Origin of the sequence: Mesorhizobium sp. 2RAF45 (assembly GCF_052115225.1) — a bacterium.
In the GTDB taxonomy this organism is placed as follows: Bacteria; Pseudomonadota; Alphaproteobacteria; order Rhizobiales; family Rhizobiaceae; genus Mesorhizobium; species Mesorhizobium jarvisii.
This window is the reverse complement of record NZ_JBFRGG010000005.1, coordinates 68941-89137: the sequence shown is the minus strand read 5'-3', so window position 1 is coordinate 89137 and position 20197 is coordinate 68941. Positions and strand designations below refer to the sequence as shown.

The following is a 20197-nucleotide window of genomic DNA, read 5'->3' as shown; positions in this document are numbered from 1 at the left end:
CGATCCGGTAAATTGAGTTTACAGATAACTAGTAAATGTAATTTACCGGAGGGGTTTGCGCAATGTCAGCCGATCTTCAGGTGAACCCAGCCAACGAGACCATCGGCACCAAGGGGTTGTCGGTCCGTTTCCTGGTGTCGGGCGAAAATTCGAACGGCAGCGTCGCCACCTTCGAACTGATGGTGCCGGGCGCGCAGCGCCTGCCCGCGCCGGCGCACAGCCACGATCATTACGAGGAAACGATCTACGGCATTGACGGGGTTTTGACCTGGACCGTGAACGGCAAGCCAATCGAAGTTGGGCCGGGGGAGGCGCTGTGCATCCCACGCGGCGCCGTCCATCGCTTCGACAATAATGGCACAAGGGATGCCAAGGCGCTGTGCGTCATCACGCCGGCGGCAATTGGTCCCGACTATTTCCGCGAGGCATTCGGCTTGCTCAACGCCGCTGCCGGCGGGCCGCCTGACAAGGCTGGGATGATGGAGATCATGCGCCGCCACGGGCTGACACCGGCAATGCCGCCACCGGCCTGAAGCCGGCCGAGGGACAGGGCGCGCCCCTTATTCCTGGCAAGCGGCGAAAGCGTCGCCCGCGTTCCAGTCCCGGAATGCGACGGTCCGGCCTTCAGCCGACACGGTCTTGTGCTTGGTGCTGCCGTCCGGCTGCTGCTTCGAACTGGTTCCCTTGCCGGTCAGCACATTGTAGTCGCAGGTGCTGGCGGCATTCTCCTGCAGGTAATCATCGGAATCGTAGGCGAAGCCGGCAACGATGAAGGCGCCGTCGCGGTAGGCGATGGTCAGCGTCTGGTTGGTGCGCTCGCTGCCGATCTCCGGCGCCGGCAGATAGAATTTGATCGAGCCGTTGGGCAGCATCGTCAGTTCCGGCTCGGTGTCGGAGTTCTCGTAGCCCGGCTGGTCGTAACCGTTCCACTCGCCACCGATCTGTTCGCGCACGATTTCGACGGGCTTGAGGTAATTGTGCTCCTTGTCCCCGAGGAAGAAATGGATGTCCATCGGGTCGGTCGGCCCGGTCTCGACCACCATGGCAAGGTCGGGAGCGCCGTCGCCGTTGAAGTCGCCGGTCAGCGCGGTGATGATCTTGCGGGTTTCGACCGGTTCGGCCAGCGCCACGCCCGGCAGCAGCAAGGCAAGGCCGAAGAGCAGAGATTTCATTGTGGCATGTCCCCCAAGCCTGGCATTTGTGGTCCTATAGCACGGTGGCGACGTGTCGCGCTCCTCCATCTGGTCGGTTGCGCTCCAGCCGCAACACGGCGATGTATGGTGCGTTCCCTATTTCGCGGCACCGTGCCTCACTGCTGACGGGAATTGACGGTGGGCGATGCCATGATGCCGGGAATCGCAGGACGACGGAGGCAAGATGACAGGGACGCCAGCGACAATGATTCTGAACCGGCAGGCCCGCTGATGGCGCCGGTCAAGGTCGATCCGGACAAGGTCCGGGAATTCCCCGACGCGGCGAGTTTTTATGCCTGGCTCGGCCAGCACCACGCCACCGAAAGCGAAGTGTGGATCAAGGTGCACAAGGTCGGGTCGGGACTGAAGTCGATCACGCCGAAGGAGGCCATCGACGTCGTGCTGTGCTTCGGCTGGATCGACGCGGTGCGCAAGGGGCTGGACGAGAACAGTTTTCTCCAGCGCTACACGCCGCGCGGCAAGAAGAGCATCTGGAGCAAGATCAACATCGACAATGTCGCGCGGCTGGTCGAGGAGGGCCGCATGACCGGGCATGGGCTGAAACAGGTCGAAGCCGCCAAGGCCGACGGGCGCTGGGCGCGCGCCTATGGCGGGAGCAAGGAGATGAAAATCCCCGACGATTTGCAGGCGGCCATCGATGCCGAACCGGCGGCGAAGGCGATGCTGGAAAAACTCAGCGCGCAGAACCGCTTCTCGCTCGCCTTCCGCACCCACAACATGAAGACCGAGGCCGGCCGCAAGAAGAAGATCGAGACCTTCGTGGCGATGCTGAAGCGTGGCGAGACGATCTATCCGCAGGGCAAAAAGTAGTCCTCAACCGCCCGAATGCGGGTCGATGCTGTAGGGATGGATCGGATAGCCTTGGCCGACGGCGTCGCGCACGCGGCCGGTCCAGGCGAGGAATGCCGGGTAGTCCGCCGGCGAGAAGCCGCAATCGCCGGCACGATGGCTGTAGGCATAGATGGCGATGTCGGCGATGGTGAGGTCGTTTCCGGTGAGGAACGGCGTCTCGCCAAGGCTGCGATCCAGGGCGGCCAGCGTGCGGGCGCCGGCCTCGCGCTTGCCGGCAACCATGGCGTGGTTGCGTTCGAGCCGTCCGGTCAAGGTCCAGAAGCGCAGTGAGCCGATGACGGGCTCGACATTGTACTGTTCGAAGAACAGCCACTGCATCACCTTGGCGCGCCGGAAGCGGTCCGACGGCAGCAGAGGCGTGCCTTCGGCGAGATAGGTGAGGATCGCATTGGACTCGGCGATGGCGCTGCCATTTTCGAGCTGGAGCACAGGAACCGCGCCGGCCGGATTGAGGGCAAGGAAGGCATCAGTGTGGCTCTCGCCCTCGAAAATCGAGACGAGGCGGGTCTCGCAAGGGATCTTCAGCAGGCCGAGCAGGACCCGGACTTTCCAGCCATTTTGCGATGGCAGATAATCGTGAAGCGTGAGCATGGCCGATCCTCGTGATGGGTGGACGATCGCATGGCGAGACGTCTGGCGACACCCGATTCCCGCTCGGGCATGAGGTTTGGGAAGGGCAAATTGCGGAAACCTCGGCGCTTGAACACCCCCCTCTGTCCTGCCGGACATCTCCCCCGCAAGGGGGGAGATCGGCAGCTTCAATCGCGCTGCTCTATCCTGCAACGTCGATGATTGGCGAAGGCGGAGCCAACATCCAATCTCCCCCTTGCGGGGGAGATGTCCGGCAGGACAGAGGGGGGCGTGACGGAACGCGACGTCGGACAGCTCGATCACTCATGCGCTTGATCGCACAATGACTGCGATCTCCGCTGCCTAACAAACCAATTCGGCCTGTGCCATCTTTCCCCGAGACGACAAACAGAGGCATCCGAGAATGACCACGCATCCCAAAAAACTTGCCCTCGTCACCGGCGCCAACCGCGGCATCGGGCTGGAGACCGGCCGCCAGTTGGCGAAACTTGGCTTCACCGTGCTGCTCGGCGTGCGCGATCTGGCCAAGGGCGAGGCCGCGGCGAAAGGGCTCGACGGCCACGTCGAGGCCATCGCGCTCGATGTCGCGGCATCCGACGCGGCTGCAAGGGCAGCCGATGAGGTCGAGCGGCGGTTCGGACGGCTCGATGTGCTGATCAACAATGCCGCCATCCACTACGACACCGGCTCGCGCGCCTTGCGGCCGGACTGGACGGTCATCCGCGAGGCGTTCGAGACCAATGTCTTCGGCGCCTGGCGGGTGGCGGCCGCCTTCGCGCCGCTGCTCAAGGCCGGCGGCCACGGCAGGCTGGTCAATGTGTCGTCCGAAGGCGGTTCGCTGGCCTCGATGGGGGCTGGCGCGCCGGCCTATTCGACATCGAAGGCGACGCTCAATGCGCTGACCCGTGTGCTGGCGGCAGAACTGCGCGGCTCCGGCGTGCTGGTCAATGCCATCTGCCCCGGTTGGGTCGCCACCGACATGGGCGGGCCGGGCGGACGCCCGGTGGCGCAAGGGGCGGCCGGCATCGTCTGGGCCGCGACCTTGCCGGACGACGGCCCGACCGGCGGCTTCTTCCGCGACGGCAAAGGACTGCCGTGGTGAGCGAACAGGAGGCGAAGATGAGAATCGGAGTGCTGGGCGCCGGCATGATCGGCGGCACGGTCGGACGGCTGTGGGCGCAGGCCGGACATGAGGTGAGCTTTGGCGTGCGGCATCCCGAGCGGCTGCGCTCGATGCTTTCCGGCCTTGGCGGCAAGGCCACGGCCGGCTCGGCGCTCGATGCCGTTGCCGGCGCGGATGTGGTGCTGGCCGCCATCCCGTTTCGGGCCTGGCCCGGTGTCGCGGCCGAAATCGGTGCAGCTCTCGGCGACAAGGTGCTGCTCGACGCCACGGTGCCCGACCCGCCGCGCGACGGCGCTTTCGGCGACGCCGCACTTGCCCGCAAGGACGGCGTGGCTTTCGCCGTCGCGCTGCTGCTGCCGCGCGCGAAGCTGGTTCGCGCCTTCAGCACGGTCATGTGGACAACGCTGCAATCGCAGGCGCACCGCGCCGGCCACAGGATCGGCATTCCGCTCGCCGGCGATGACGAAGAGGCCGTTGCCCTTGCCGTGCGGCTGGCGAGCGACGCCGGTTTTGACCCGGTCGTGGTCGGACCGCTGTCGCAAGCCCGGCGCTTCGATCCCGGCACGGCCATCTTCGATAGCGGCATGAGCGGACCGCAGGTTCGGGCCGCACTCGGGGTGGCTTGAGGCGGTTCACGATCTGAATCGTGGAATTGCCGTAAGCGTCTGTTTAGACGCACTTTCAGCGGATCTGACTTGCCTTGTTGCGCACAAGAAAAAGCCGCCCTCGCTTTTCAGCGAATGGCGGCCTTTTCCCGGGAGGAAGTCAGAAAGAAAGCTGGCGATCAAGCCGCCTTGGCGTGGCCGTGCTTCTTGTGGGTACGCTTGTGGGTGTGCTTCTTGGCGACGTGCTTGTGGCCGTGCTTCCTCACATGCCGGTGGTGCTTTTTGCCGTGCCTGACATGCTTCTTGACGTGCTTGTGCGCGGCAGCCTGGGCCGGCTTGGCCGTGGCAGCGGGAGCCGTAGTCGACGCAGCGGCGGCGGGAGCCGTGGTCGACGTGGCGGGAGCCGGAGCCGTGGTCGGCGCAGCGGCGGTGGTGGCGGCCGCGTTGGCCGTGCTGGTGCCGACAACCGGCATGGCCAGGCCGAGCGCGATGGCGAGACCCAGGGCGGAGAGGAGGGACTTGTTCATGATAGGCTTTCCTTCGGATTGATGGTTGCTGTCACTGGTCGAGGTTGACCGGTGTCACTCCAAGAAGTTTCAGGGCGTTGGCGTAGGTCCGGATGCCTTGCGCCTCCTTACGCTCGGCACAAAACCGGTTGGCCTTGTCCTGGAGTGCCTCTGCCGTGGCGATCTGGCTGGCGCTGGCACCGGGTTCGGCTTTGGTCCGGATGGCTCCGTCGAGTTGAGAACCGAGCCGGCTGCAATATTCGCTCCGGGTAACCGCCGCCTGCGCACCCGATTGCGCGACCGCAAGCATGGCGAGCGAAATGCCTGCGAGGGCACGCATCCATCCGGTCGAACGTCGTTGCATTGTCGGGACCATCCCTTTGCGTTGTGTGGCGACCGCTGTCCGGTTGCTACGAGGGTGGTTATGACAGGTGATGTTTTCCTCAGTTTTTCCCGCATGTTGAATCTTGTTTCTGAAGTGTGTCTGGCTCTCACCCTCCCCCTCGTGGGGAGGGTCGCTCCGCGCAGCGGAGCGGGGTGGGGGTCTTTTTAAGTCGGCGCCGCACCCCCACCCCGTCCCACCGACCTTGCTTCGCAATGCCGGTGTGCCGACCCTCCCCACAAGGGGGAGGGTGAAGCGCTGCGGCGCTTGCGCCTCTTCCTTTGCCGCCGTCCTTCGCGTAAGGCGCCGGGCAAATCCTTTCAGCGCAGGCATAGTCCGGAAACCGCATGATCAGACTTGAAAGCATCAGCAAGCAGAACGGCCGTCAGCTTGTCTTCATAGAGGCGTCGGCTTCCCTGCAGAAGGGCGAGAAAATTGGCCTTGTCGGGCCGAATGGCGCCGGCAAGACGACCCTGTTCCGCATGATCACCGGCCAGGAGCAGCCCGATGAGGGCCAGGTGCAGGTCGATCGCGGCGTCACCATCGGCTATTTCAGCCAGGATGTCGGCGACATGGAAGGCCATAGCGCCGTCGCCGAAGTGATGAACGGCGCCGGGCCAGTGAGCGATGTCGCGGCCGAGATGGCGGAACTGGAAGCGGCGATGGCCGACCCGGACCAGGCCGACCGGATGGACGAGATCATCGAGAAGTATGGCGAGGCGCAGCATCGCTTCGAGGAGCTCGACGGCTATGCGTTGGACGGCCGCGCCCGCGAAGTGCTCGACGGTCTGGGCTTTTCCCAGGAGATGATGGACGGCGATGTCGGCAAGCTGTCGGGCGGCTGGAAGATGCGCGTGGCGCTGGCGCGCATCCTTCTGATGCGGCCCGATGTCATGCTGCTCGACGAACCGTCCAACCATCTGGACCTGGAAAGCCTGATCTGGCTGGAGCAATTCCTGAAGGGCTATGACGGCGCGCTGCTGATGACATCGCACGACCGCGAGTTCATGAACCGCATCGTCAACAAGATCGTCGAGATCGATGCCGGCTCGCTCACCGCCTACTCTGGCAATTACGAATTCTACCAGCAGCAGCGGGCGATCGCCGACAAGCAGCAGCAGGCGCAGTTCGAGCGCCAGCAGGCGATGCTGGCCAAGGAGATCGCCTTCATCGAGCGCTTCAAGGCGCGCGCGTCGCATGCCGCGCAGGTGCAGAGCCGGGTGAAGAAGCTCGACAAGATCGACCGCGTCGAGCCGCCCAAGCGCCGCCAGATCGTCAATTTCGAATTCCAGCCGGCACCGCGCTGCGGCGAGGATGTCGTCACCTTGAAGAACGTCCACAAGGCCTATGGCAGCCGCAGCATCTATGAGGGGCTCGACTTCCAGGTCCGCCGCCGCGAGCGCTGGTGCATCATGGGCGTCAACGGCGCCGGCAAGTCGACGCTGCTCAAGCTGGTGGCAGGCGCTTCCGACCCCGACACCGGCACGGTGGCGCGCGGGCCGAGCGTGAAAATGGGCTATTTCGCCCAGCACGCCATGGAGCTGCTCGAAGGCGAGCGCACCGTGTTCCAGACGCTGGAAGACAATTTCCCGCAGGCCGGCCAGGCGCCGCTTCGCGCGCTCGCCGGCTGCTTCGGCTTTTCCGGCGACGAGATCGAGAAGAAATGCCGCGTGCTGTCAGGCGGCGAGAAGGCGCGGCTGGTGATGGCGCTGATGCTGTTCGACCCGCCCAATCTGCTGGTGCTGGACGAGCCGACCAACCACCTCGACATCGCCACCAAGCAGATGCTGATCGAGGCGCTATCGCAATATGAGGGCACCATGCTGTTCGTCTCGCACGACCGGCATTTTCTGGCAGCACTTTCGAACCGCGTGCTGGAACTGACGCCCGAAGGCGTCCACACCTATGGTGGCGGCTATACCGAATATGTCGAGCGCACGGGGCAGGAAGCGCCAGGATTGAGAAGTTGAGGGCGAGCCCAGATCACTGGGTGCCATGCCGCTTCGATCTGTGTTGATCGCGCAGCCGGTCAGTCTAATCCGGCGATGCGCAGCCCCTCGATATAGCGCGCGCGATCCTTTTCGTGGACGATCGGGTGGTACCTCTCGACCCAGTCCACGGACACGGATGGATGCAGGCGCCGCGTCTGCGCCAGCGCATGGGCGGCGGCGGCGCGATCGCCCGCCATGCCTGCCGAGGCGGCGTATGTGCGCCAGGCCGTTCCAAAATTCTGCCTGAGATCGACCGCACGCCGTTCGAACTCGGCAGCCTCGGCATAACGCCCGGCCATGAAATGACAGAGGCCAATGACGGAAAGGCTGCCCGCCTGCGTGAAGTCGCGCGGGCTCAGCCGGTCGGCCAGCGCGACATGGTGCAGGCCGTCGTCGGGCATGCCCGCATAGGCATAGGTCGACCCAAGGATCATATGCGCATAGGCCAGGCTTGGATTGAGAGTAATCGCCTCGGACAAAGCTCTCACGGCTGGATCGAAACGGCGCGAGGCCATGTGCACGAAGCCCGTTGCGAAGTGCGTCCAGGGGTCCTCCGGGTCGCTGCGGATCGCCCGTTGCGCCATGTCGTGTGCGGTCGGCAAGGCCGCTTCCGCATCGGCCAGTCCAAGCATCGCCTTTGCCGCTAGGCCCCAGGCGATCAGGCAATTGGCGCGCGGATAATCGGGATCGATGTCGATGGCTTTCTTGAGCAGCCGCTCTGCGATCTCGAAATCCGGCAGCGAGGCCCAGGTCCAGACATAGGGCATTGCCTTCATCACGAAGCCCCATGCGTCGAGACTGCCCGGCGACCGGCTCTGGAAACGCTCCTGCTCGGCCACGTAGAGCCTGGGCTCGATGGCGCCGATGACGCTCTCGGCTATCTCGTCCTGAAGCGCGAAGAAATCGGCGATTTGGGCATCATAGCGTTCCGCCCAGATCTGGCGACCGGTGTCGGCGTCGCTGACTCTGGCGTTGATCCGCAAACGCTGTCCGGAGCGGCGCACGCTCCCGTCGAGCACATAGCGCACGCCAAGCTCGCGCCCGATCTGCTTCACGTCGACCGCCTTGCCGCCATAGGTGAAAGACGAGTTGCGGGCCGAGACAAAGAGCCAGCGCAGCCGCGCCAGGCGGGTGATGATGTCTTCCGCGAGGCCATCGCCGAAATATTGCTGCTCGGCGTCGTCGCTGAGGTTGGCAAAGGGCAGCACGGCGATCGAGGGTCCGGCCTCGGCGCTATCGGCAACGGCCGCGGCCGCGTCGAGGCAATCCACCGTACCACCGAAGCGATAGCCTATCCGGGGGATGGTCGCGATCCATTCGGCGTCGTCAGGCCCCGGCCCAAGCAGTTTGCGGAGCAAGGCGATCTGGACGGACAGGTTGCTTTCCTCGACCGCCGCGTGCGGCCATGCCGCGTCCATCAGCGTCGCCTTGGACAGGACTTCGCCCGGCCGTTCCACCAGTGCCGCCAAGAGCAGCACGCCGCGATATCCGACCGGAACGGGAACGCCCTGCCGGAGCAGTGTTCCCGCCTCCGGATTAAGCTCGAACGGACCGAATGCGAACCGTTTCCCCACCATAGCGCAAAAATAGCATCTTTTCGGAGCTTTTCGGAACTATTCGGTCGTGTGACCCGGACGAAATCCGCCCGCAGGGTCATCCTGTCACCATGTTTCGTGACAGGAGAGCCGAAAATGACCGCACTTGTTTTTGGCCGTATCGGGTTTGAGACCGAGGCCAGCCAAACGGTTCCTACGAGCAGCAAGTGTCCGCGCGAGGAAGAATTCCGCGCCGCTCTCGACCGCTATATGGCGGACTACATCGCCTGCCAGAAGCGCCGCGAATGCCAAGGCGCCCGGACCGACCTGACTAGTTCAGCACCCGCTCGTCCACTTCGTCGATGCTTGTCGTGCCTGTCAGCGCCATGGTGACGGACAATTCCTTGCGAAGGATGTCGATGGCGGTCGCCACGCCGGCCTCTCCGCCGGCACCGAGGCCGTAAATATAGGCTCGACCGACCAGGCAGCCTCTGGCGCCAAGAGCGAGCGCGCGCATGACATCCTGGCCTGACCGCACGCCGCCATCGAACAGCACCTCGGTTTGTGATCCCACCGCTTCAACAATCTTCGGCAGCCTGGAGATCGTCGATGGCGCGCCATCCAGCTGCCGGCCGCCATGATTGGAAACGACGATGGCGGTTGCACCGGCCTTGCTGGCGATGCGCGCATCCTCCACGTCGAGAATACCCTTGATGATCAGCTTGCCCGGCCAGATGCTCCTGACCCACTCGATGTCATTCCAGTTCAGCGCGGGATCGAACTGATGCGACACCCAGTCCGCGACTTCCCTGACGCCTTGCTGGCCTTTTACATGGCCGGCGAGATTGCCGAACGTCCAGCGTTTGGCAGCCAGCATTCGCCGGGTCCAGCCGGGCTTGGTCGCCATGTCGAGTAGATTTCGCAGTTTCAGCGCCGGCGGAACCGAAAGCCCATTTTTGACGTCGACGTGCCGCTGTCCCAGCACCTGCAGGTCGACGGTGAGCACCAGCGCGCTGCAACGGGCAGCGAGCGCCCGCTCGACGAGCGAGCGCACGAAGCCACGGTCTTTCATCACATAGAGCTGGAACCAGAACGGCTTCTCGACCGCCTCGGCAACGTCCTCGATCGAGCAGATCGCCATCGTTGCCAGCGTATAGGGGACGCCGGCCGCCTGCGCGGCGCGACATGCATGGATCTCGCCGTTGGCGCATTGCATCCCGCCAAGGCCGATCGGCGCCAGCGCTATTGGCAATGAAACCTTCTCGCCAAGGATCGTTGTTGCGGTATCCCGTTGCGAAACGTCGACCAGCACGCGCTGGCGAAAAGTGAGGCGCTCCAGGTCGGCTCTGTTGGCGCGCAAGGTTTGTTCCGAGTAGGCGCCTGCCTCGACGTAGTCGAAAAAGGCCCGGGGAACGCGGCGGCGGGCAGCCTGCCGCAGATCCTCGATGCAGGTCATGGTCTTCAGCGGCAAGGCGGCCGGTCGCGCCTTGGACCGGTCGCGAAGCGCTGCAGCTTCACTGATTTGTCCAAGATCAGGGACTGCCGTGATCAGCCTGTCCATCGTCGCCTCCCATTGAATATTAGGTATATCTGATGCATTGAATGCCGGGTGCACGCGGATGTAAACTCACTAGCGAGTATACATTCATCGGCTTCAGCCCCGTGCCCAGATCGTCCGACCAAACCCGACCAGACATATTGCAGGCGGCTTACAAGCTCTTTCGCCGCCGGGGATTCTTTCGCGTCGGCATGGACGAGATCGCGCGCACCGCCGGCGTCACCAAGCGCACGCTCTACTATCATTTCGACAGCAAGGACGCGTTGCTGACCGCGGTGCTTGCATCACAGCACGAGCGGGCGTTCGGCGCGTTCCAGACCTATGGCATCGACCTGTCGGGCGGTCCGGAGCAACTGATCGACAAGCTGTTCGGCGGACTGGCGAGGTGGTCGGCCAAACCGCGCTGGGCGGGATCGGGATTTACCCGGCTGGCAATCGAACTTGCCGATCTCTCGGGGCATCCCGCACGCTCGATGGCACACCAGCACAAGGCCTTGATGGAACAGCAACTGGCAACCCTTCTCGCCAAAGCGAACGTGGCAGCGTCGCGCGAGCGGGCGCGTGAGCTGGTCCTGCTGGTAGAGGGTGCGATGGTCATGCTGCTGATCCATGGCGACCGAGACTATTGCACCGCCGCGGTCGAGGCCGCCAAACGGCTGGTCGTGGATAGACCGGCTGTTTGAAGCGGATGTTCGGTCTTCGTCGGCCAAGTGCCGCCCTCTGCTCTAGCCAAGCAGTTCAGGCTGCTGCCTGAGGATGCGGTCGTGCAGCGGTTGGCATTGAAACCAGCCGGCATGGGGCGTGCCGTTCACCGCCCGGGCGGCTTTGGCGTTTTCCGGGTCGACCTGCAGGGGTATCCCCACACTTTCGGCGAGGAATTGTGCCTGGCAACACCGTTCCATCGAGATGAACCACCAGACGGCCTCGTCGACGGTCTGGCCAACCGCCAGCAAGCCATGGTTGCGCAGGATTGCCGCCTTGTGTCCGCCGAGGCACTCGGCAATCCGCGCCGCCTCGCTCGCCTCGGTGACCAGCACCCGCGTGTCGTCGAAGAAGACGTGATCCTCATAGAAGGCGCAGGCGTCCTGCGTAATGGGATCGAGCAACCGGCCGACCGCCGACCAGGCCTTGCCATAGATGGAATGGGCGTGCGCTGCCGCCACCACATCCGGCCGTGCCGCGTGGATCTGGTGATGAATGGCGAATGCGGCGACATTGACCGGCATCGTGCCCTCGACCACGGCGCCGGCGCCGTCGACCCGAATAAGATCCGAGACGGTAATGTGCGCAAAATGCATGCCGAACGGATTGACCCAGAATGTATCGGTAAATTCCGGGTCGCGGGCCGTGATATGCCCGGCAACGCCTTCACTGAAGCCCAATGCTGCGAATATACGGAAGCCGGCGGCAAGCCTTTCCTTTCGGTGCTGCCGCTCCTGTTCGAGGTTCTCGAAGCTGGGTGGCCCGCGCAGCTTGAAAAGCGGCCCATAGGCTGCCCGCTTGCTTGCGGCCAGATCGCTTTCGGTGTCTGGAATTGATGTGACGATGTCCATGACGCTCTCCCTGGGGCTGCACCGTCGGCATGACGGCTGGCCTCAGATTGGCGAAGCTTGGGATCGGCGTATCAAGGTCTCCGTAAATTGTTCCGAATTCTTCCGAATAGGCGCAAACTATTCGTTGTCGTGCAATGATCGGCCCAACCTGTTGGTGCTGGGCGAGCGGACCAACCACTTCGACATCGCCAGGACGTTTTGTGACCGCCCGCCGGCATTGGTCGCTCTTGGCCATTGTCGTTTTGGTGCGCTCAGCCGAGTTCCTGGGCGAGGCCGATGAGAAGGTCTCCGGGTCCGCGAATGTAGCAGAGCCGGTACACGTCCTTGTACTGAACGACCTCGCCTGCGAGCCGCGCACCGTGCTTGCGAAGCCTTTCAAGCGTATCGTCGATGTCGTCCACGGTGAACATGACGCGCAGGTAGCCCAGAGCGTTGACCGGGGCGTTGCGGTGATCCGCGACGACGGGCGGCGTGAGGAAACGGGACAGTTCGAGCCGGCTGTGGCCGTCCGGCGTGCGCATCATGGCAATCTCGACGTGCTGATCGCCCAGTCCGGTGACGCGTCCGGCCCATTCGCCTTCGATCGTGGCCCGCCCTTCGAGCTCGAGGCCGAGCTCGCGAAAGAAATCGATCGTCTCTTCGAGGTCATCGACGACGATTCCGACATTGTCCATCCGTTTGAGCGCCATGTATCCAACCTCGTGTCTGGATCAAAAGCGTGTCCGTCTCAGGGAAAAGGCGGCTGTCGGGCCGACGCCGCCTTCTGGATTTTCCGTCCGACCTCTTAGCGTCGAAGGAATGGGTCCCTTACCTCAACGAGATAGCCAAGCCGCTGAGATCGGCGTTGACCTGCAGCCCGACCTGCTTGCCGGAGAGTTCGAGCTGGGCACCCCTGTCATTGGTCATGACGATCACCTGGGCGCCTTTGCCGAGCGTGCCGCCGCCGCCCGCCGCACCGTAGACCCCCGTCACATCGCGGACGCGCCTGATGTGCCGCACGGTGCCGCGGAAATAGGTCTTTGAAACGCCAAAGGCCAGGCCGCCCGAGACGCCGCCGATCGAGATGGGATAGGTTTTGCCGTGGAAGGTGAACGTGCCTTCGCCGCCGGAGCCGCCGACGAAGAAGGCCGCCTTGTAGACGGCAAAGCGGATCGTGCCGCTATCGGCATGCGCGGAGCTGGCAAAGCCGATGCCCGCGGTGGCGATGGCGGCAACCGCGATTCTACGAAATCCGGACGAAATTTTCATGATGAAAGCTCCTCAAAGTCGCCGCTTGCCCAACCGGCCGGGCGCGCCAGCGCTGTGTTAAAGTTACAACGGAACAGTCTCGCCCGTCATTTGGTTCCAGGCACGCGGCCTGAATCTGGCCGCGGGAAGATCGACATGAAGCGAGGCCTATGGCAAGCGCTGCGGCGAGACATCGCGTACACGTGATTGGCGCGGACGCGACGCCTGCGAGTTCTGCGGAAAGCGAGAAAGGCTTCGGGATGAGAATTGCGATGCGAATTGCAGTGTCCGTCGCAATGGCCGCGACGGTGGCCGGATGTGCGACCTCTCCGGTCGACTATGGCGCGTCGCTTTCGCCGCAGGATCCGAAATGGGCCTCGCCGGATTGCCAGCAGGCGCGGGCGGCGGCTGCGGCCTACGAGGTTCGCGAAAAACAGCACCCGGGCTGGGAATTCGCGGCCCTTGGCCCGTACGGCTTAGGCATCATCGCGGCCACAAAGGAGGCCGAGCAGAAGCAACGGAAGCTTCACGCCCGCGACGTGCACCTGCAATGCTCGAGCCTGCCTTTGCCGAAGGAGTTGCAGGGCGATCTAGGCCCGGGCGCAAAGGCGAAATATCCGTAGCCGTCGTGAGTCCTCGAAGCGCTGGACTCGAGCTTTATGTCACCAGCCTTTGGAACGTAAATTCATTCGCCAAGTTCTTAGCGTCAGGACAAGCGAAGGGACATCGACACATGCTGACCGCCGTTCGAGCCATGATTGGCCAAGCCCGCTTCACCACCGCGAAGAGCGAACCCGAAGCGCAGAGCACCCGGCACACGCCGATCTCGAAGGAACTCGAGACCCTGGCCGCGATCCGCTTGACTGACATGGCGGGCCTGGGAGCCTGGTCTCCGGACCGCTGATTGGTTTCGACACGGGTCGGACCGCATCGCGACGGTTTGCTGTGGTCGAACGCTCGGTGATATTCCGACTTCCAGCCTGCTGCCGGCTGAGGCTTTATGATGCGGCGTTGATCGCAAGTTGCGCAGCGAAGGCCCTGGCATAAGCGGGCCGGGCTTCCCCGCGCGCCACATAGGCATCCAGGTTTTGATATTCGTCCAGAATGCCTGACATGCGTAGCCGAAGCAGCACCGACACCATCAGCAGATCGCCAGCGCTGAACGCACCATCGAGCCACTCGGCGGCGCCCAGATAGACCGAGAGCTGGTCCAGCCGCGCACGAACACGGTCCTTGACCAGCGGCAGGCGCTCCTCGCTCCAGGACCTGTCGGCTTCGAATATTCTTGCCGTCACCAATTCGAGGATGGGCGGCTCGACGGTGTTGAGGGCGGCAAACATCCAGGTGATCGCACGGGCGCGGGCATCGCGATCCCTGGGCAGCAGGCCCGCATGCCGTTCGGCAAGATGAAAGACGATCGAGCCGGTCTCGAACAGACGCAGAGATCCTTCCTCATAGGTGGGGATCTGGCCGAACGGATGGATGGCCAGATGGCCCGGCGCCTTCATCCCGGCGAAGGAAACGAGACGAACCTCATAGGGCTGCCCCACTTCTTCGAGCGCCCAGCGCACGCGCGTATCGCGCGCCAGTCCCTTGCCGCCATCGGGCGATCGTTCAAAGGCGGTGATGGTGGGGATCATGAGAGGCTCCGAAGGGTTGGTGTCCAGGTCTTGCGCTTGCACACAGAGGACGAACGACCGGGGCTGTTCCCGACAAGCTGCCTCGTTTTTAGCGCAGCAGGCCTTCCGCCTCGAATGTGTCCCAGCCCTCGAGCTTTGGCGGTGGAGCGTCGTCCTTTCCCAAACTCCTGGCGCTGCGAGCCTTGGGCTCCCGCTTTCCCGCGCGCGTCAGTGCGGCCTTGCCGGCGCCGCGCCGCCTGTTCTCGGTGACTTCCCGCGCATCTTCCTCCCGCCAGGCGCTCGCCAAGTCGCGATCGAGAATGTCCTCGATGTGGCGTGGATCGAAGACGTGGAAGGTGACGGCCTTGGACCGCCCGCGCATCTTGACGGTGCGGGTGCCGATGCTCTTCAGGCGGCCGTCCTTCAGCCATTTGTGACGCTCGCGGGCCGAGATGGCGAGAATGTCTTCTGCCTCGCGCGGAAGCACGGGCAGGGCTTCGATCCCCTCCAGTGTCCTGGAGATGGTTGCCGAGGCCGCCTGGAACGCATCCGCGTCGGTTTTCAACATGCGCAAGACGATGCGGCCCGTCTCGGCCTTGGCAAACTTCCTCACCACCCATGGCAGGCGGGCTCGAACTTCACGTTCGATTCCCTTGAGGCGCATGGAGGAGCCAAGCGTTGCCGATGGCGGCAGCGGCCATTCGGCGACCACTGACTCTTTAGGGGTGTCGCGCTCGGATGTGCGATCAGAAGCGGTGGCAATTGCGGCAACGATGCCGCTCACGATCTTTCGCAGGGAACCACGCTTCTTGTCTGTCATGTTTCATGTTCGCTCATCAGCTGCCTTCGTGGAACGGCAGTTCGCACAGCAGACAACCGAAATCAGGCTCAAACAGTTCCTTTAGGATACGCAGCCACCTGTCCGGGTTCGCCGAACCATCGCGACGCGGCCTGAGCGGCGCCCTCCAGATCAGGCTCACCATCAGCGGCCCAGGCGACAAAGCCACCGGGCGCGCGAGCACGGCGCTCAGGCCCAGGCGCTCCGTGGCATCCCCGGCGACATAGGCGATCCGCCTGCTCCATCTAGCCCGCGGCCAGCCATTTGCGCGACTGGGCGAAGGCCTTGAAGGCCTTGGCCTCCATCGGGCGGCCAAAAAGGTAGCCCTGCAGGATGTCGCAGCCTAGTTCCTTGAGGATGCGCGCATGCTCCATCGTCTCGACGCCCTCGGCGACCACTTCGATGCCGAGCGATTTGCCGATCTCAATGATCGACGCCACCAGATGCCGTTGCGCCATTGAGCCGGTGATGGGTGTGATCAGTTGGCGGTCGATCTTGAGGCGGCGCGGACGCAATTTGAGCAGCGAGACGATCGAGGCGTGGCCAGTGCCGAAATCGTCGATCTCGATGTCTATGCCGAGCTCCTTGATGTGGTCGATATTCCACGTGACCAGGTCGTCGTTTTCATCGAGGAAAATCGACTCCACCAGTTCGAACGACACCGTTCCCGCCTTGATGGCGAGCTTGCGCAGACCCTCGATCAGGTCCCTGTCCTCCAGCCGCCTGGCCGAGACGTTGACCGACACGCGCGGGATGTTGAGATGGCTGCGCGACCAACGCTCGAAATTCTCCAGCGCGTGTTTGAGGACGATTCGGTCGATCAGCGCCACGACATTGAGTTCTTCGGCCACCTTGAGATAGGCGTCGGGGGCCAGGATGCCGCGTCGCGGGTGCTTCCATCGCGACAACGCCTCGACGCCGACGATCTCGAGCGTGCTGGCGTCGAACTGCGGCTGATAGTAGGCGACGAATTCGTTCCGCTCCAACCCGCCCAGGATCTCGTCGGCGATCTGCTTGGTCCGCACGATCTCGCTCTGCAGCTCCTCGTTGAAGAACTCGTAACGGTTGCGGCCACGGCTTTTGGCCCGATAGAGCGCGAGATCGGCGTTGACCAGCAACTGTTTCACGTCGACGCCGTCGTTGGCGGCAATGCCGATGCTGACCCCGAAACGGCACGGATGACCGCGATAATCGACAGGCTGGCGCATGTCCTCGATGATGCGGTGGGCAAGTGCCGACAGTCCGTCATCGTCAAGCCCATGGCTCACCACGACGAACTCGTCGCCGCCGATGCGCGCAACGAAATCGTCACCGCCCGCATTGGCCTGGATGACCTTGGAGGCATGCACCAGCATGGCATCGCCCGCTGCGTGGCCGAGTGTGTCGTTGATCTGCTTGAAGCGGTCGAGGTCGAGATGCAGCAGTGCCGTGCGCCGGTCCGGTTCGCCGATCTCGGCCAGAAGTTCATCGAGATAGCGGCGGTTGGGAAGGCCGGTCAGCGAATCGTGCAGCGCCGCATACTCGATATGTGCCTTGGCGAGATTGAGCTCGGCGTTCTTCGATTCCGTCAACTGGCGTTCGCGAATGAGGTTTTCGTTGAGCAGCACGTCGCTGGTCACGTCCCATTCGGCGCCGATCAGCTTGGGCGTTCCGCCGATGTCCTGGAAGTAGGTCGCGCGCGTGCGCACATGGCGGACGGTGCCGTCGGGGCGCAGCAGCCGGTATTGTGAGGAATAGGGGCCTTGTTTGGCCGCGGCGAGATCGAAGTCCTGTCTCGCCCGCGCGAGATCTTCAGGATGGATCGCCTGCGCCCAGTCATCATAGCCGCGCGGCCTGCCGTCGGCTGACTTGCCGTAGATCTCGTTGACGCGGTCATCCCACACCATTTCGTTGGTGGTGAGATCGTGTTCCCAAACGCCGATACCAGAGGCTTCCAGCGCCAGCTCCAGGCGCCCGGACAGGCGCCTCAACTCGGCGTAGTTTTTCTGCCTTTCGCCGAACAGCCGACCGGCCACCATGATCGGCAGCACCACCAGCGCTCCGGCGAGCAACATGAGCGACCGCAAGGCCCACTCGTTTTTCGGAGCCGCCGGCCAGCCGGCCTTGGGTATGGCGGAAATCTGCCAGGAGCCCGACGGCAGCTGCACATCGGCCGATACGGGATTTCCGGCTATGACATTGCCGCCGCCGAAAAAGCGTTCGCCGCCACCGCCCAGCGCATCCTTGCCGGTGAGCGCGACATCGATGTCGAGATCCGGATCGGTCAACCCACTCGCCGCGTAGAGTCGGTCGACATCGACGACCGCCGAGACGATGCCCCAGAAACGGTCGCCGCCGCCCGCCGTCGGCACGAACACCGGAATGCGGCCGATGAAGCCGCGCCCGCCCTGGGCGAGGTCGACCGGACCGGCAAACACCAGGACCCGCTGGTCGCGCGCCCGCAGCGCCGCCATGCGCTGCGCTTCGTTCTTGCGGTAATCGAGCCCAATGGCCTTCTCGTTGCCTTCCATCGGGTACATCAGCGAGATGACCAGGTCGGGCGCGCCGGCAATGTTGCGCAATTGCGATTTCTGCTGGAACAGATTTCCGGCAAGCGAGGCAAATCTCTGCTGGCCCATATAAGGTTCGGTATTGATGGCCGAGACCAACCCCTGAACAAGCTGAAGATTGCCGTTAATGTTGCCTTCGAGCTTGGCGCGGATGATGTTGACCTTGGCCAGCACATCGGCGCGCGCCAGTTGGTCGGAGACCCTCCTGTTCTGCTGGTCGGCAACGATTGAGCAGACCAGAAGCACGACAAAAGCTATCGCCGCCGGCAAGTTGGCGGAAGAAAAGACGGCCCGTCTCACGCGGCCGAGGCTGAATCCAGTGATGGCCAATTCGACCCGGATACCTTTCCTGAACTGTAGCTCATCGAACGACTGTAGTAGAAAACGCTTAAATTTGCCCTTCCAGGCTGGTGGTAAGTTGCGGCATCGGCTAAGGCGGGCGAACGAGTTGCGGAAGTATAATGGCAAGGCGGTTTGCGTTTCTCCTGGTGCGCGACTTCACGCTGTCGCCGCTGTCGCTGTTCATCGACACGCTGCGGCTGGCGGGCGATGAGGGCGACCGCAGCCGCAGGATCGAGTTCGACTGGGAGATCGTCGGCGAACGCGGCCTGCCGATCCGGGCAAGCTGCGGCGTCGAATTGCTGCCGACAAAGGGGATCGGCAATCCGGAGGATTTCGACAATATCGTCGTGGTCGGCGGTCTGCTCGACACCAACCGCAGCCTGAGTTCCGACAAGGAAGCGTTCCTGTTGCGGGCGGCCGAGAAGGGGGTGCCGCTGACGGCGCTCTGCACCGGAAGCTTCGTGCTGGCGCGCTACGGCCTACTCGACGGCTACGCCGCCGCCGTCAGCTGGTTCCACATCAAGGATTTCCGCAACCAGTTCCCCGATGTCAACGCCCATGCCGACAGCCTGTTTTCCGTCGACCGTGGCCGCTCGACTTGCGCCGGCGGCACGGGGGCGGCCGACCTCGCCGGCTATTTCGTGTCGCAGTTCATCGGCCAGAAGGCGGCGGAAAAGGCCGCCAAGATCCTGGTGCTCGACCGCATCAGGAGCAGCCGGGACGTGCAGCCCGTCGGCGACCTCTTTCCGGCGGCGTCGAGCCGGGCGGTCAAGCGCGCCTTGCTGTTGATGGAGAGCAACCTGCAGGAGACGCTGTCGGTCGCCGAGATCGCAACCCGGCTGAATTGCTCGCGGCGTCAGCTCGAGCGGCTTTTCGGCACCGAACTCGGCATCGGTCCGATGGCGGCCTATCTGGCGCTGAGAGTCCATCATGCGAAGTCGCTGTTGGAAGGCAGCGACCTGCAGATCGGCGACATCGCCTATCGCTGTGGCTTCACCAATGCCGGCCATTTCAGCCGCGTCTTCCGCCAGCAGACAGGCATTTCGCCGACCCATCTCAGGCATCCCAACCGCCTGGCGAGCGTCGCGGCGGGGCAATGAGGCCGGCCGCGTAGCGCCACCTCAGCTGCGCCTGAACCACTCTCGCTTTCGCGCATGCCAAGGCAAGCCGCTTCAAAGGCGAGCTGGGGTGCACCAAGACAAAGGCCAGGCCTTTCGAGACCGAGACGACTTGGCTTACAAAGCCCAGGATCGGAAGCGGAACCGCAGGTTTAGTCTAGGCTTACACAAACACGATCGGGTTACGCTCCTGCCGCGCCGCGCCGATCAGTGCGCGCAATGCACCGACAAATCCCCTGAGGTGTTCGTCGGGACTGATTTCAAGGAGATCCAGTTCCTCCTCGATCTCGCCGAATCCCGTTTCCTCAATTACGTCTCCGGCATGGCTGCCAGAGTAGAGAACAAGCCGCTCAAGCGCCGATGCCTTGCCGAGATGTCGAGCAATCCTGCCCCGAAGGACGCCGATATGAGAGATGTTGCCGAGGAGTCGCTCACACGCTTTGGCGGCATCCCAGGAGACGCGCGCGCCATCTGGATAAACGACCTCGCATTCTCCCGAGATCGGCTCACGCTCAAAGCGATATCCGGGAAACTCCTGTTCCAGGGCCAACATAGCTTTGTAAACGACCGCTGAAAGGCTCATCTCAATCAATT

Annotated in this window: 22 protein-coding genes and 1 pseudogene; 9 read left to right on the top strand and 14 right to left on the bottom strand. The window is 63.5% G+C overall.

Annotated features, from left to right (window positions below; genetic code table 11):
- The first annotated feature begins 62 nt into the window (after window positions 1–62).
- Window positions 63–533 (top strand): cupin domain-containing protein, encoded by a 471-nt coding sequence (locus tag AB4Z43_RS16045; protein WP_441938336.1) that lies wholly within the window; start codon window positions 63–65, stop codon window positions 531–533.
- Between the two features lie 27 nt (window positions 534–560).
- Here the strand turns inward: AB4Z43_RS16045 and AB4Z43_RS16040 are convergent, their stop codons facing one another.
- Window positions 561–1172 (bottom strand): hypothetical protein, encoded by a 612-nt coding sequence (locus AB4Z43_RS16040; RefSeq protein WP_441938334.1) that lies wholly within the window; start codon window positions 1170–1172, stop codon window positions 561–563.
- Window positions 1173–1424: 252 nt separating this feature from the next.
- Between AB4Z43_RS16040 and AB4Z43_RS16035 the strand changes: the two genes are divergently transcribed.
- Complete coding sequence (locus tag AB4Z43_RS16035) at window positions 1425–2024, top strand: YdeI/OmpD-associated family protein (RefSeq protein WP_019859500.1); 600 nt, start codon at window positions 1425–1427, stop codon at window positions 2022–2024.
- 3 nt (window positions 2025–2027) lie between these two features.
- Here AB4Z43_RS16035 and AB4Z43_RS16030 read toward each other — a convergent pair whose 3' ends face one another.
- On the bottom strand, window positions 2028–2657 hold the full coding sequence (locus tag AB4Z43_RS16030; protein ID WP_064981954.1) for a glutathione S-transferase family protein: 630 nt from the start codon (window positions 2655–2657) through the stop codon (window positions 2028–2030).
- A gap of 403 nt (window positions 2658–3060) precedes the next feature.
- Here AB4Z43_RS16030 and AB4Z43_RS16025 point away from each other — a divergent pair, with 403 nt between their 5' ends.
- Both AB4Z43_RS16025 and AB4Z43_RS16020 read left to right on the top strand, forming a co-directional pair.
- Complete coding sequence (locus AB4Z43_RS16025; RefSeq protein WP_441938331.1) at window positions 3061–3759, top strand: SDR family NAD(P)-dependent oxidoreductase; 699 nt, start codon at window positions 3061–3063, stop codon at window positions 3757–3759.
- A gap of 17 nt (window positions 3760–3776) precedes the next feature.
- Window positions 3777–4406, top strand: coding sequence for an NADPH-dependent F420 reductase (locus AB4Z43_RS16020; RefSeq protein ID WP_441938329.1), 630 nt, complete (start codon window positions 3777–3779; stop codon window positions 4404–4406).
- A gap of 158 nt (window positions 4407–4564) precedes the next feature.
- On the opposite strand, the gene AB4Z43_RS16015 is transcribed toward AB4Z43_RS16020, so the two are convergent.
- On the bottom strand, window positions 4565–4912 hold the full coding sequence (locus AB4Z43_RS16015; protein WP_441938328.1) for a hypothetical protein: 348 nt from the start codon (window positions 4910–4912) through the stop codon (window positions 4565–4567).
- A 31-nt stretch (window positions 4913–4943) separates the two neighbouring features.
- Entirely contained in the window at window positions 4944–5231 is a 288-nt protein-coding gene (locus tag AB4Z43_RS16010) for a hypothetical protein (RefSeq protein WP_441938326.1), read from the bottom strand.
- Window positions 5232–5620: 389 nt separating this feature from the next.
- Here AB4Z43_RS16010 and AB4Z43_RS16005 point away from each other — a divergent pair, with 389 nt between their 5' ends.
- A complete protein-coding gene (locus AB4Z43_RS16005; protein WP_019859494.1) occupies window positions 5621–7243 on the top strand; it encodes an ABC-F family ATP-binding cassette domain-containing protein in 1623 nt (540 codons plus the stop codon).
- Window positions 7244–7302: 59 nt separating this feature from the next.
- Here AB4Z43_RS16005 and AB4Z43_RS16000 read toward each other — a convergent pair whose 3' ends face one another.
- Both AB4Z43_RS16000 and AB4Z43_RS15995 read right to left on the bottom strand, forming a co-directional pair.
- Window positions 7303–8742 (bottom strand): winged helix-turn-helix domain-containing tetratricopeptide repeat protein, encoded by a 1440-nt coding sequence (locus tag AB4Z43_RS16000; protein WP_167626436.1) that lies wholly within the window; start codon window positions 8740–8742, stop codon window positions 7303–7305.
- A 388-nt stretch (window positions 8743–9130) separates the two neighbouring features.
- A complete protein-coding gene (locus AB4Z43_RS15995) occupies window positions 9131–10264 on the bottom strand; it encodes an alpha-hydroxy acid oxidase (protein WP_069093475.1) in 1134 nt (377 codons plus the stop codon).
- Between the two features lie 137 nt (window positions 10265–10401).
- Between AB4Z43_RS15995 and AB4Z43_RS15990 the strand changes: the two genes are divergently transcribed.
- Window positions 10402–11040 (top strand): TetR/AcrR family transcriptional regulator, encoded by a 639-nt coding sequence (locus AB4Z43_RS15990; RefSeq protein WP_441938323.1) that lies wholly within the window; start codon window positions 10402–10404, stop codon window positions 11038–11040.
- Window positions 11041–11082: 42 nt separating this feature from the next.
- Here the strand turns inward: AB4Z43_RS15990 and AB4Z43_RS15985 are convergent, their stop codons facing one another.
- From AB4Z43_RS15985 to AB4Z43_RS15975, 3 genes are all read right to left on the bottom strand, one after another.
- On the bottom strand, window positions 11083–11910 hold the full coding sequence (locus AB4Z43_RS15985) for a class II aldolase/adducin family protein (RefSeq protein WP_196774179.1): 828 nt from the start codon (window positions 11908–11910) through the stop codon (window positions 11083–11085).
- Between the two features lie 251 nt (window positions 11911–12161).
- Window positions 12162–12599, bottom strand: coding sequence for a VOC family protein (locus AB4Z43_RS15980; RefSeq protein WP_064981945.1), 438 nt, complete (start codon window positions 12597–12599; stop codon window positions 12162–12164).
- A gap of 118 nt (window positions 12600–12717) precedes the next feature.
- Complete coding sequence (locus AB4Z43_RS15975) at window positions 12718–13158, bottom strand: hypothetical protein (protein WP_064981943.1); 441 nt, start codon at window positions 13156–13158, stop codon at window positions 12718–12720.
- 251 nt (window positions 13159–13409) lie between these two features.
- Between AB4Z43_RS15975 and AB4Z43_RS15970 the strand changes: the two genes are divergently transcribed.
- Entirely contained in the window at window positions 13410–13760 is a 351-nt protein-coding gene (locus AB4Z43_RS15970) for a hypothetical protein (RefSeq protein WP_064981942.1), read from the top strand.
- 110 nt (window positions 13761–13870) lie between these two features.
- The gene (locus AB4Z43_RS15965; RefSeq protein WP_019859486.1) at window positions 13871–14041 is read left to right on the top strand and encodes a hypothetical protein; all 171 of its coding nucleotides are present in this window, start codon (window positions 13871–13873) and stop codon (window positions 14039–14041) included.
- A gap of 94 nt (window positions 14042–14135) precedes the next feature.
- Here the strand turns inward: AB4Z43_RS15965 and AB4Z43_RS15960 are convergent, their stop codons facing one another.
- The 4 genes and pseudogenes from AB4Z43_RS15960 to AB4Z43_RS15945 form a co-directional block, all read right to left on the bottom strand.
- Window positions 14136–14777 (bottom strand): glutathione S-transferase family protein, encoded by a 642-nt coding sequence (locus AB4Z43_RS15960; protein WP_064981940.1) that lies wholly within the window; start codon window positions 14775–14777, stop codon window positions 14136–14138.
- Between the two features lie 88 nt (window positions 14778–14865).
- Window positions 14866–15576 carry a hypothetical protein gene (locus AB4Z43_RS15955; protein ID WP_084791612.1) on the bottom strand — a complete coding sequence of 237 codons (711 nt, stop codon included), beginning with the start codon at window positions 15574–15576 and terminating at the stop codon, window positions 14866–14868.
- A 68-nt stretch (window positions 15577–15644) separates the two neighbouring features.
- A pseudogene (locus AB4Z43_RS15950) lies at window positions 15645–15844 on the bottom strand (aromatic-ring hydroxylase C-terminal domain-containing protein); the annotation flags it as partial.
- Window positions 15840–18443, bottom strand: coding sequence for a bifunctional diguanylate cyclase/phosphodiesterase (locus tag AB4Z43_RS15945; protein ID WP_441938319.1), 2604 nt, complete (start codon window positions 18441–18443; stop codon window positions 15840–15842). The pseudogene AB4Z43_RS15950 and the gene AB4Z43_RS15945, both read right to left, overlap by 5 nt.
- 161 nt (window positions 18444–18604) lie before the next feature.
- Here AB4Z43_RS15945 and AB4Z43_RS15940 point away from each other — a divergent pair, with 161 nt between their 5' ends.
- A complete protein-coding gene (locus tag AB4Z43_RS15940) occupies window positions 18605–19585 on the top strand; it encodes a GlxA family transcriptional regulator (RefSeq protein ID WP_441938317.1) in 981 nt (326 codons plus the stop codon).
- A gap of 181 nt (window positions 19586–19766) precedes the next feature.
- Here the strand turns inward: AB4Z43_RS15940 and AB4Z43_RS15935 are convergent, their stop codons facing one another.
- Window positions 19767–20195: a hypothetical protein gene (locus AB4Z43_RS15935; RefSeq protein ID WP_148307406.1), complete on the bottom strand. Its 429-nt coding sequence runs from the start codon at window positions 20193–20195 to the stop codon at window positions 19767–19769.
- Between the last annotated feature and the right edge of the window lie 2 nt (window positions 20196–20197).